The 12,700-nt window shown below is 38.0% G+C and carries 8 protein-coding genes; 7 read left to right on the top strand and 1 reads right to left on the bottom strand.

Annotated features, from left to right (window positions below; genetic code table 11):
• Positions 1-164 precede the first annotated feature (164 nt).
• The 5 genes from HMPREF1865_RS08490 to trmFO all read left to right on the top strand — a co-directional run bounded on the left by HMPREF1865_RS08490 (position 165) and on the right by trmFO (position 7,286).
• A complete protein-coding gene (locus tag HMPREF1865_RS08490) occupies positions 165-563 on the top strand; it encodes a YraN family protein (RefSeq protein ID WP_004696986.1) in 399 nt (132 codons plus the stop codon).
• 12 nt (positions 564-575) lie between these two features.
• Complete coding sequence (locus HMPREF1865_RS08485; protein WP_060919828.1) at positions 576-2,282, top strand: YifB family Mg chelatase-like AAA ATPase; 1,707 nt, start codon at positions 576-578, stop codon at positions 2,280-2,282.
• 106 nt (positions 2,283-2,388) lie between these two features.
• On the top strand, positions 2,389-3,615 hold the full coding sequence (gene dprA, locus HMPREF1865_RS08480) for a DNA-processing protein DprA (protein ID WP_060919827.1): 1,227 nt from the start codon (positions 2,389-2,391) through the stop codon (positions 3,613-3,615).
• Positions 3,605-5,980, top strand: a complete 2,376-nt coding sequence (gene topA, locus HMPREF1865_RS08475) for a type I DNA topoisomerase (protein WP_060919826.1) — start codon at positions 3,605-3,607, stop codon at positions 5,978-5,980. The genes dprA and topA overlap by 11 nt, the downstream gene beginning before the upstream one ends.
• The gene (gene trmFO / locus HMPREF1865_RS08470) at positions 5,970-7,286 is read left to right on the top strand and encodes a methylenetetrahydrofolate--tRNA-(uracil(54)-C(5))-methyltransferase (FADH(2)-oxidizing) TrmFO (protein WP_060919825.1); all 1,317 of its coding nucleotides are present in this window, start codon (positions 5,970-5,972) and stop codon (positions 7,284-7,286) included. Before topA ends, trmFO begins: the two co-directional genes overlap by 11 nt.
• Before the next feature lie 116 nt (positions 7,287-7,402).
• Here trmFO and lgt read toward each other — a convergent pair whose 3' ends face one another.
• The gene (gene lgt / locus HMPREF1865_RS08465) at positions 7,403-8,227 is read right to left on the bottom strand and encodes a prolipoprotein diacylglyceryl transferase (RefSeq protein ID WP_060919824.1); all 825 of its coding nucleotides are present in this window, start codon (positions 8,225-8,227) and stop codon (positions 7,403-7,405) included.
• 157 nt (positions 8,228-8,384) lie between these two features.
• On the opposite strand from lgt, the gene HMPREF1865_RS08460 reads away from it, so the two are divergent.
• Both HMPREF1865_RS08460 and leuS read left to right on the top strand, forming a co-directional pair.
• Positions 8,385-10,067, top strand: coding sequence for a glycosyl hydrolase family 18 protein (locus HMPREF1865_RS08460; RefSeq protein WP_060919823.1), 1,683 nt, complete (start codon positions 8,385-8,387; stop codon positions 10,065-10,067).
• Positions 10,068-10,157: 90 nt separating this feature from the next.
• Positions 10,158-12,626, top strand: coding sequence for a leucine--tRNA ligase (leuS, locus tag HMPREF1865_RS08455; protein ID WP_060919822.1), 2,469 nt, complete (start codon positions 10,158-10,160; stop codon positions 12,624-12,626).
• The last annotated feature ends 74 nt before the right edge of the window (positions 12,627-12,700 follow it).

Genomic DNA, 12,700 nt, shown 5'->3' with positions numbered 1-12,700 from the left:
TCCTATTGGTCACCTATGTGACTATTAGGAACCTCTTTTGTATTTACTTTTGTAACCTCCATAATTTACGCTACAAGTAAGTATTACTTGTTGAAAGATTAATATAGTATAGATATTAAATTCTATGAGTTGTTGTTGCAGATACACCTTATTAGGAGGTATATATGAAAACGATTAGTACTGGTAAAGCTTTTAATGAACTCGATTCAAAAGAACTAGGCAAATGGGGAGAACGAGTAGCCACTAACTATATTGAAAAAATGGGACTTACTGTAGTAGATACAAATTATCGAACCCGATTAGGGGAAATCGACATCATTGCTAAACGTGATTTAGTCTATCATTTTATAGAGATTAAAGCTCGCCGAGGTATGCAACATGGACTAGCACGTGAGGCAGTTACCAAGAAAAAACAAAAGCATATTAAACGAGCTGCCATGTTGTTTCTATATGATCTAAATCAAAAAAAGCGCCGTTGGAAGGAAATATCCTTTGATGTAATAGAGGTGTATTTACACGAAGACTTTCAAAGTTCTATTCATTATTTACCACAGTGCTTTTAGTGAGGTTAGTTTATGTACGCAAAATTATATGGAGCCACCTTACACGGCATTGATGGATGCATCATTACTGTAGAGGTCGATATATCACAAGGTTTGCCGGTTTTTGATATCGTTGGACTACCTAATCAATCGGTTAAAGAGGCTCGTGAACGGGTACGAGCGGCCATTAAAAATAGTGGATACGAATTTCCAATAAGACGCATTGTAGTCAATTTAGCTCCGGCTACAATTCGTAAAAGTAGCGCTGGGCTCGATTTAGCGATCGCTTTAGGGGTTCTGCTTGCATCAGGACAGATAAAGGGGCGTAAAGCAAAGATTTCGGCTTTATTTGATAAGAGTTTGTTTATGGGAGAGTTAGCGTTAGATGGTTCGCTATTACCAACCTTTGGGACTTTAGCTATGTCGCTAGCAGGATTAGATGCTAACTATTCAACAGTTTATACAAGTATTGCAAATGGTAAAGTGCTACAGTCTATTCCTAATTTAACCATATATGGTGGATCATCACTACAAGAAATTATTACTATTTTAGAGGAACAAATTAAGCCAAAGGTAGTTGATAAAAATAAACAAATAAGTATCAAAAAAGAAAAAGTAAATAAACACAATGCCAATAAATCAATTCCAGGGTCTTTAGAGTCTATGCCATTAACAGGAACCAATGAGAATCTATATACAATCAGTAAACCACAAGTAACTATGATTAGTAATAATTGTGTTGATACGTCTGTTACGGATGAAAGTATAACTATAAAGACTAATCAAACATATACAGTTGATTTTGGTGATGTACAAGGTCAAGAGTTAGGCAAACGAGCCATGCTCATCAGTGCTGCAGGTCATCATCATTGTATTATGATAGGGCCTCCAGGTGGGGGTAAAACGATGATGGCCGAACGATTACCGACCATATTGCCTCCTATGACTTGGAATGAAATTGTTGAAGTGAGTCGTATACAAGATGTAATAGGTTTACTAGGTGATAATGGGCTAGTTACATCTAGACCTTTTAGACATCCTCATCATACGGCAACTTTGGCTAGTATGGTCGGTGGAGGGATACAGGGACGTCCTGGAGAGGTAACATTAGCTCACGGAGGTGTATTATTTATGGATGAAGCGCCTGAGTTTCAACGCCAAGTAATCGATGCATTACGACAGCCTTTAGAGTCTAGGACTATTACTATAAATCGGTCTCAAGGAAATTACATATATCCAGCTAATTTTATTTGTATTCTTGCGGCCAATCCTTGTCCTTGTGGGTATTACCATGATCCCCATAAGGAATGTGTCTGTACAGAAACGATGGTTAAAAATTACCAGCAACGGTTATCAGGGCCGATTATGGATCGTATTGATTTACATATTCCCGTTGAGAGACCGACCCTTGAACAGCTGTTAGATACATCAACTTCAAATATGACGAGTGAAAGTATGAGACAGCAAGTTATCATGGCTACTGCGATGCAACAGAAACGATTTGAAGGTTTTGATTTTAATTCGAATGGAGCAATTCCTCATAAGGCAATTAGTGAACTATGCAATATTACAGATAAGGCTTGGAGTGTTTTAGGCAATATATTTGACCATTTTCATTTAAGTGGGCGAGCTTTTGATCGCATATTAAAGGTGGCTCGTACAATTGCTGATTTAGAAGAAAATCCAAAAGTAGAACCACATCATATTTCTGAAGCAATGTTATTTAGAACTGGCAAATAAAGTAAGTATCTTTTAAATTTAGTAGTTGTTTATTTGCCAAAAGTAGTTGTTTAATTCTATATAAAATTAAGGCTTATATACATAGAAAGAATTACTAGGTGTTTATATGACTAGATACGATGACAATATTTATATTGCAGGATTACAAAGTTTATATAATATTGGAGCTACATATGTAAGGCGTTTTATAGAGGATTTTGGATCCCCTTATGATGCGTGGCAAGCTATTAAGAATGTAGAAAACTTAAAATCTTATACACATATTTCTGCATCTGATAAACGTGCCATTTCAGCATCGGCTAAAGATGAAAAATTAGATTATATTATCCATAAAGTAGACGAATACCAGATGGATTTTACTACCTTTTTAGACAAAGACTTTCCGTCTATTTTAAATCATATATACAATCCGCCAGCCATTTTATTTATGAGAGGTAATCGGGCACTCTTAGATGGACGATTAAATCGCATTGCTATTGTTGGAGCAAGGAGTTGCTCCTTATATGGCCGGAATGTGGCGAGAATGCTCGGCAAAGAATTAGGTAAATACAGTACCATTATTGTTAGCGGTGGGGCCCGTGGTATAGACTCACATGGTCATGAAGGCCTTCTGGCTAGTCAGGGGTATGGAATCATTGTTATGGGTTGTGGTTTAGATATTACCTATCCTCGAGAAAATGCAAAATTATTTGATCGTATGTTACAAAATAATGGGTTACTTCTATCTGAATACCCGCCAGGCACACCGCCGTCCGCAAAACATTTTCCTGCACGGAATCGTATCATTAGTGGATTATGCAGAGGTGTTATCGTAGTGGAGGCCAAGTCCAGTAGTGGTTCTTTGATTACGGCAGATATGGCGGTTAGTGAAGGGCGAGATGTATTTGTGGTACCATGTAATCTATTAGACCATACGGCAGATGGAAATAAATTCTTAATGAAAAATGGTGCATATGTACTTACTGGTTATGAGGATATAGTTGAACAATACCATTTAACAATGCGGGAATATTTTTCTAGTGAACATAAACTTTTACCAACAAATAATAAAGGTAATAAAGGCGTAAAAGCTAGCGTTCAAATAGGGAATCATAGTCAAAGTGTTGATAGAAAAGGGTGCTCTATGTTAAGCTTTAATGTGGATAGGAGTGTAATATTGAATGAAATACCTCATGATCGATGTATTACGGTTAGTGATATTTTGAAAGCGACTCGTATTCCATTACAACAACTACAGCCCTTATTACTAACATTAGAAATGGAAGGGGCTATAGAGAATCATCCGCCGAGAGGCTATATTAATATGACTAGGAGTGATATACTTGTCCATTAAACGATCTATCGTTATTGGCGAGCCGAAAGCAGCTAGTACTAGTAAAGATACAAAAAAGAAAAATACTAAGAAAGAGAGTACTACTATAAAGCGTAAGGTTACTAAAGAAGCCCTTACTCCAATGGGGATTGTACGGGATAAATCTGTACTACAAACTTCCGTGCCACCGGAGCAACGGGAGCCTCGCATATATAATCCAGACGGCAAAGTCTTGGTTATCGTAGAATCTCCTGCTAAATCTAAAACAATTGAAAAATTCTTAGGTCCTAACTATGTGGTAAAAGCAAGTATGGGCCATCTACGAGATTTGCCTAAATCTCAAATGGGCATCGATATCGAGCATGATTTTACGCCGCGCTATAGCAATTTAGTAACACGTAAAAAGGTTATTGATGAACTCATTTCCTATGCCGATGAAAGTAGTGCCGTATTGCTCGCAACTGACCTTGACCGTGAAGGGGAAGCTATTTCTTGGCATTTAGCGTACATTCTAAATGTAGATCCTACGTCTACATGCCGTATTACGTTCAATGAGATTACTAAAAATGCGGTAGCAGAAGCATTGGATTCTCCACGTACTATCGATATGAACATGGTAGATGCCCAACAAGCACGCCGTGTATTAGACCGTATCGTAGGTTATAAATTAAGTCCTTTGTTATGGAAAAAGGTTTGCAAAGGCCTCAGTGCAGGTCGTGTGCAATCCGTTGCAGTTCGACTTATCTGTGAAAGAGAGCGAGAAATTCAAGCTTTCGTGCCACAAGAATATTGGACGATTGAAGGCAATTTTGAAACACCTAAAAAAGAATCTTTCACAGCGGAGTTGACACATATTAAAGGCGAGAAAATCGATATTACTACTGAAAGCGATGCACAAGCGGTGGTTGATGCTATTGGCGGTGAAGATGCAGTAGTGACAAATATTGAAAAGCGCAAACGTTCTCGTAAAGCGGCACCTCCGTTTACAACATCTACGTTGCAACAAGATGGTGTGCGTAAATTGAACTTTGGAGCTAAGCGTACGATGATGATCGCCCAACATTTATATGAAGGTTTAGAAATTGGCTCCTATGGCCACGTAGGTTTGATTACGTACATGCGTACAGACTCTACGCGTATTTCTAAAGAGATGCAAGTTATGGCTAAGGACTTTATTCTTCGTAACTATGGGGAGGAATATTATCCATCTAAACCAAATGTGTACGGTTCTAAAGGTTCTGCACAAGATGCGCATGAGGCGATTCGTCCTACATCTCTCGAGTTAACACCTAAAATGGTGGAACCATTCTTGAGTCGTGATGAACTTAACTTATATACGTTGATTTGGAATCGTTTTATGGCGAGCCAAATGGCGCCTCAACAAAATGAATCCACAACGATTGAGTTGAATGTTAAAGATGACTATACCTTTAAAGCAACTGGCTCTCGTGTTATCTTCCCAGGTTTCAGTGCTGTTTATGAAGATGTGAAAAAAGAGGATGCACCTCAATTGCCAGCTCTGAAAAAAAATGATGCTGCCCATACGGTAGAGGTATTGCCTGAACAACATTTTACACAACCACCTCCACGTTACTCCGAGGCGAGTCTCATCAAGACATTAGAAGAACTTGGCATTGGTCGCCCTAGTACATATGCACCAATTCTAGATACTATCGTAAGCCGTAACTATGTGGAAAATACGAATAAACAATTCGTGCCTACTGAGCTAGGCTTTGTAGTGGTAGACTTCTTGATTACATATTTTGAAAAAATCATCAATACTGGCTTTACCCGTGATCTAGAAGAAGAACTCGATGCTATCGCATCTGGTAAGGATACGTATGTAAAAGTATTATCTGATTTCTACGAGGTCTTTGCGCAAGAACTAGAAGATGCAAGTGATGTAGACCGCATTGAAATTGCATCTATGGAAAGCGATGAGATATGTGAACTTTGTCATAGTCCAATGGTATATAAATTTGGTCGATACGGTAAGTTCTTAGCATGCTCTAATTTTCCAGAATGTAAAAACACAAAACCTATTACAGTGGGAACTGGGGTAATGTGTCCTAAATGTAAAGAAGGGGAAATCGTAGAACGTAAGTCTCGTCGCGGACGCATTTTCTATGGCTGTAATCGATACCCACAATGCGACTTTAAACTATGGGATAAGCCAACTCATGATTTCTGTGAAACATGTGGTTCTATAATGGTTGAAAAGACATATAAAAATGGTACAGTTAAAAAGTTCTGTTCCAATGAAACTTGTCCTACTAGGCCACCAAAGAAAACAAGAAAGAAAAAGAGTGAAGCTAGTGAAGAGTCTGTAAAAGAATCTAAAAAGTCTAGCAAAGCTAAAAAAGAGGAAACTACAATTGAATCATAAAAATGTTATCGTTATTGGTGCAGGCCTTGCAGGCTCTGAAGCGGCTTGGCAACTCGCTAACCGAGGCATTCATGTAGACTTATATGAAATGCGACCTGTTAAGAGTTCTCCTGCGCATCAAACAGATCAATTTGCGGAGCTTGTATGTAGTAACTCGTTGCGCGCTGGTAATATTGAAAATGCGGTAGGTCTTTTGAAAGAAGAAATGCGTCGACTTGGTTCCATCATTATGGAATGTGCCGATGCAACTGCTGTTCCTGCAGGTGGCGCTTTAGCCGTTGACCGTCATTTGTTTAGTGAAATGGTGACGAAGAAGGTAAAGAGGCATCCTAATATTACAGTTCATCACGAAGAGGTAACTGAGATTCCTATAGAGGGAACTGTTATCTTTGCTTCTGGTCCACTTACGTCTGTAGCATTAGGAGATAAGATTAAAGCCTTAACTGGTGAAACAGAATTTTACTTCTACGATGCTGCTGCACCTATCGTAACGGACGAATCTTTAAACTACGATAAAGTTTTTGCTGCTTCTCGTTATGACAAGGGCGATGCGGATTATCTTAACTGTCCTATGACAGAAGAGGAATATAAAGCGTTCTGGCATGAGCTTACAACGGCTGAAGCCGTACAACCAAAAGATTTCGAAAAAGAAATCTACTTTGAAGGCTGCATGCCTGTAGAAATTATGGCGAGCCGTGGGGAAGATACATTGCGTTATGGCCCCTTAAAGCCTGTGGGCTTAGTGGATAAACGCACCAATGAGGAATCTTATGCAGTTGTGCAATTGCGTAAGGAGAATAAAGAAGGTACCATGTTTAATTTGGTAGGCTTTCAAACTCATTTAAAATGGGGCGAGCAAAAGCGTGTATTCGGTATGATTCCAGGCCTTGAAAATGCCGATTTCATTCGTTATGGTGTTATGCATCGCAATACATATATCAATTCTCCTGAGTTATTGAATCATGCATTCCAGCTTAAAAAGGAACCGCGTTTATTCTTTGCTGGTCAAATGACTGGAGTTGAAGGTTATTTAGAATCTGCTGCTAGTGGTCTAATGGTAGGCCTACAAGTAGACCGTTACTTAGAGGAACAACCATTTATTGAATTTCCTAAGACGACGGCTATCGGTTCCCTTAGTCACTATATTTCTAACTACGAAGGCTCTAATTTCCAACCGATGAATGTCAACTTTGGCATCATGGAGTCGTGGCCTCAAAAAGTACGTAAGAAAAAAGAAAAAAATGCACTGATTGCAAATCGTGCATTAGAAGAACTTGATGCTCTAAAAGCTAAAGAAAATTTATAAGAAATAGCCTTATAGAAAATAGCCTTTTAAGAAATAGTTTTATTTCAAAAAATAGTAAAAGTCCTACATTCAATGGTAAAACCAATGAATGTAGGACTTTTCTTTTTATATGTAATTTATTTACGCTTATTAGTTTTAACTGTTGGCTCTGTAGCAACAATTATTTTTTGATTTTTCTTTTCTAGATAGCCTAGGTAGATAAATACACAGATACCGACAATGATAGCTATTAAACTCGTCATTTGAGCAGATTTTAAACCTAGCGTTAAGTTTACGTAGTCACCACGTAAGAACTCTAAGAAGAAACGAGCCGTAGAATAGAGAATGGCATATAGTACGAACACTTGACCCTTAGCATGCTTGAAGGATCCAAATAATAGAAGGGCTACAAAGATAAGAATATCGATTTGACCTTCCCATACTTCGGCAGGCCAAAGCGGTTGATTACCGTAGGTGCGGTAGGCAAGAGTACTTTCAGGATAGATAATACCATAATTACCGCCTGTAGGATGACCAAAAGCATCACCATTTAAAAGGTTTGCCATACGACCTACGGATTGAGCTAAAATCAATGCAGGGGCAAATAAATCGGCAAAAGCCCAAAAGTCGATTTTGTTTTTGTGAAGATACCAATAGCCAGCAATTGTGCCTAGTACCACGCCACCTTGAATGGCCATGCCACCTTGCCAAACAAAGGGAATTTCCAATAAATGATTACCGTAATAATCCCAATCAAAGAAGAATACGTCCCATAGGCGAGCGCCGATAAGACCAGCTACGGCTACAGTAATGGAAAAGTCGATGATGTGCTCGTGCCATCCACGACTATCTTTCTTTAACAGTACGTACGCCACAGAAGCGCCACAGATGATAGCCAAAGCTAACATGGTACCATAGGCTCTAATAGGGAAGTCCCCTATGAAAAATAAATATTGATGCATACAAAACTCCTTATGTGATAATTTTTTATTAGTACATAAATTAAATTATAAATTACATATATCCTTCATGCAAGAAAAGAGATGAACTATATATAATATGGTATAATATAGAGATTGGTATTGTATCCCAGTATGGGACCTAGAATTAGGAGAGTACATGATTCGTAAATCTACTATTATAAAATCATTAACAGCTTTAGTAATGTCTGCATTATCTAGTACAATCGTACAAGCAGAGGTATTGGTACCATTAGATCAATTTTTAGCCACTACTACACGTCATTACGAAGCAAATCAATATAAAACAGCATATACAGTATATATTCCACAAAGTGAATTACAAGGTGATACGGTTATTTTAAATCCTGCAGCCGTAGGTGAACCTGTTAAATTGCCCATTACCAAAAAAGATGGTATATCCTATGTAGATATTGAGTCTGAGCCAGCTATGCTGGGTGTTAGTTATACAAAAAATAATGGTCAACTTATTTTAGGCCCTGCACCAGAAGCATCTACGGTGAAAGCACCTTATACATTGCAAACACCATTGGCTTGGGCTTTTGATCCATGGACAACAGAGGGAATTCCGTATCAGGCAAAACTCAATACGAGTGGTGATAATATTATTTCTCCAAGTTGGTTTAAATTGCATAGCTTAGGTTTAGAAGCAAGTTCAAATGTAAATATTGATTATGTGAAAGCGTATAAGGATAAAGGCTATCATATTTGGCCGTTAATTACTAATCGGTTTGACTCTAATTTTACAAGTGGTATTTTGTCGGATCAATCGGTATGGAAGAAATTTGCTCATAACCTTGTTCAATATGCCTATATATATGGGTTTGATGGTTATAACTTTGACTTTGAAAACATTAATTATGCTGATCGTGATCGTTTAACAACATTTGTAGCATATTTGTCTAATCATTTACATCAGTATAATATTAAAACTTCTATCGATGTGACTGGCTATTCTGATAGTCCAGAATGGTCATTAGTGTATAACCGTAAAGCTTTGGCAGATACAGTAGATTATGTAGTTCTTATGGCGTATGACGAAACTTGGGCTAAGAGTACTACTGCAGGTCCTGTTGCAAGTTATCCTTGGGTCCGTAGCCATACAGAAAGAATGCTATCTGAAGTTCCTTCTCAAAAGTTAATATTAGGCGTACCATTCTATATGCGCTTATGGCATGAAACGAATGGTTATGCAAAAAGCGAGACATTGGCTATGAAGAATACAAGTAATTACTTTGCTAATTACAGAGATAAAATGACTTGGGACGATCGATTAAAGTTATACTATTTATCTATTCCAACAGCTTCTGGTTCAGATCGTATTTGGTTTGAAGATAATACATCGTTAGGCTTAAAACTTGATCTGGTAAAAGAATTACACCTTGGTGGGTTTGCAGCATGGCGTAAAGGGTTTGAAGATATTTCTACGATTACTATGATTCAAGAAAAAGACTTAGGACGTGGTATTCCTAAATCTCCTACAGCAGTTGTTCCTGAACCTGTAGTTCAAGAAGCTAAACCATTAACAAAGCTTGAACAATACAAATTACGCTTAGAAGAAAAAGAAAAAGAAAAAGCAGCTAAAGCGGAAGCAAAACGGAAAGCTAAAGAAGAGAAAGAAGCTGCTAAACGCAAAGCAAAAGAAGAAGTTGAAAAAGTAAAAGCTGAGAAAAAACGCTTAGAAGAAGAGGCTAAAGCTAGAAAAGAACACAATAAACAAACTGTTAAAGAGCAAAATGATTTATATACTAGTCATAGTTCTGATCAAAATACAAGCCCTAAAAATGATTTAATAAAAACTATTCAAGTCGTAAAACGCTAGTGTTTGACTGCTTTTACAGTACGTAGTAAAATAAAAATATTAATTATAAAATGGCAACCTATGAGGTTGACCATATGAGGAGGCCCCTACATGAACGAAAAGTATGTAGCCCAAGATATTGAAAAAAAGTGGCAACAGTATTGGGAAGATAACCATACATTTAAAACAGAATATGATGAATCTAAAGAAAAATACTATGTATTAGAAATGTTCCCGTACCCATCTGGTAACTTACACATGGGTCACGTGCGTAACTATTCCATCGGTGACGTAGTAGCTCGTTTCAAAAAAATGAAGGGCTTCAACGTGTTGCATCCAATGGGCTGGGACTCCTTTGGTATGCCTGCTGAAAATGCGGCTATCAAACATGGTATTGCACCTAAAACATGGACTCTTGATAATATCGAGAACATGAAATTACAACAAAAAGCTCTTGGTTTGTCCTACGATTGGGACCGTGAAGTAGCGACTTGCAAAGAAGATTACTATAAATGGACTCAATGGTTCTTCCAACAATTTTATAAAAAAGGCTTAGCGTACAAAAAAGAAGCTAAAGTAAACTGGTGTGAAACTTGTCATACTGTTTTGGCAAACGAACAAGTCATCGATGGTGCTTGCTGGCGCTGTGATAACCCAGTTGAGAAAAAAGACTTGTCTCAATGGTTCTTGCGCATCACTGAATATGCAGATCGCTTGTTAACTGATTTGGATACTCTTGATCACTGGCCACAACGCGTTAAATTGATGCAAAAGAATTGGATTGGCCGCTCAGAAGGTACGGAGTTTTCCTTTGAAGTACCGTCTATTAATGAACGTGTATCTGTGTATACGACCCGTGTAGATACAATTTATGGCGTAAGCTATGTAGTACTGGCTCCTGAACATCCATATGTAGAACGCATTATTGAAAACGCTCCTAATAAAGCTGAATTAGAAGCTTTTATTACACGTATGCGGAATATGAGCGATATCGACCGTACATCTACAGAGGCACCTAAAGAAGGTATGTTCACCGGCTCTTATACAGTAAACCCTATGTCTGGCGAACAAGTACCGGTTTGGATTGCTAACTATGTATTAGTAGACTACGGTACAGGCGCTGTAATGGGTTCTCCTGCACATGATGAACGTGACTGGGAATTTGCTCATAAATACGATTTGCCAATTAAACAGGTTGTAGCTTGTGAAGGCGAAGAATATAGCCTTGAAAAATGGCAAGAATGGTACCATGAAGATGGCATTCTAGTTAACTCTGGCGATTATAACGGCCAAACATCTGCAGAGGCTCGTAAAAATATTACAGCTGCTCTTAATGAACGCGGTATTGGTGAAGGTAAAGTAAACTTCCGCCTTCGTGACTGGTTGATTTCTCGTCAACGTTACTGGGGCGTGCCAATTCCTGTAGTATATTGTGAAAAATGTGGTGAACAACTCGTTCCTGAAGAAGAGTTGCCAGTACGCTTGCCAGAGAATGTTAAATTTGAATCTGGTGCCGTATCTCCATTAGCTACATCTGAAAGCTTCCTAAATACTACATGTCCTAAGTGTGGTGGCCCTGCACGTCGTGAAACAGACACGATGGACACATTTATCGATTCCTCTTGGTACTTCTTGCGCTATACAGATGCTAAAAATGACCAAGCTTCATTCGATAAAAAAATTGCTAATTACTGGATGAATGTTGACCAATACATCGGCGGTATTGAACATGCTATCTTGCATTTATTGTACTCTCGATTCTTTGTGAAAGTTATTCACGATTTAGGCCTTATCGATGCAAATGAACCATTCCGTGGCTTGTTGACACAGGGTATGGTTCTTAAAGAAGGCAGTAAAATGTCTAAATCCAAAGGTAATGTAGTTTCTCCTGAAGAAATTATCAATACCTATGGTGCTGATACTGCTCGCTTGTTCATTCTATTTGCAGCTCCTGTAGATCGTGACCTTGATTGGTCTGACCAAGGTGTTGAAGGTTCCTATCGTTTCTTAGGCCGTGTATGGCGTATTGTTGATGCGTACAACGAAGAGTCTAAGAAAAATGTAACTGGTGATCTTACAAAAGACGAATTCGGATTGCGTCGTGAATTACACCGTGTTATCAAAAAGGTTACGGAAGACTTAGATAATAATTTCAACTTTAATACAGCGATTTCTGCCATCATGGAACTTGTAAATGCTATGTATGCTCATAAGGATAAAGTAGAAACAATCAATAGTGCATTAGCTAATGAATTGACACATTCCTTATTGCTTCTTTTAGCGCCATTTGTGCCTCATATTACAGAAGAATTGTGGCATGAATTGGGTGAAACTACATCCATTCACACAGAAAAATGGCCTGTATATGAAGAATCCGCTCTCGTTGTAGACGAAGTAGAAGTAGTCTTGCAAGTAAATGGTAAAGTTCGTGATAAACTTACTGTTTCCGTAAATATTACAAAAGAAGAATTAGAAACATTGGCCAAAGAATCTAGCCGTGTTCAAGAATTTATAGAAGGTAAGTATATCGTAAAAGTTATTTACGTACCTGGTAAACTTGTAAATATCGTTGTTAAATAAGGATATTCTATTTGTTTAATATTGTAAGCCCCCAACTACATAGGTAGAAGGGGGCTTATTTTAAGTGAGGTAAT

The organism is Veillonella parvula (assembly GCF_001553335.1).
GTDB classification, from domain to species: Bacteria; Bacillota; Negativicutes; order Veillonellales; family Veillonellaceae; genus Veillonella; species Veillonella parvula_S.
The sequence above is the reverse complement of the archived record's forward strand: the minus strand, read 5'-3'. Positions and strand labels throughout refer to the sequence as shown.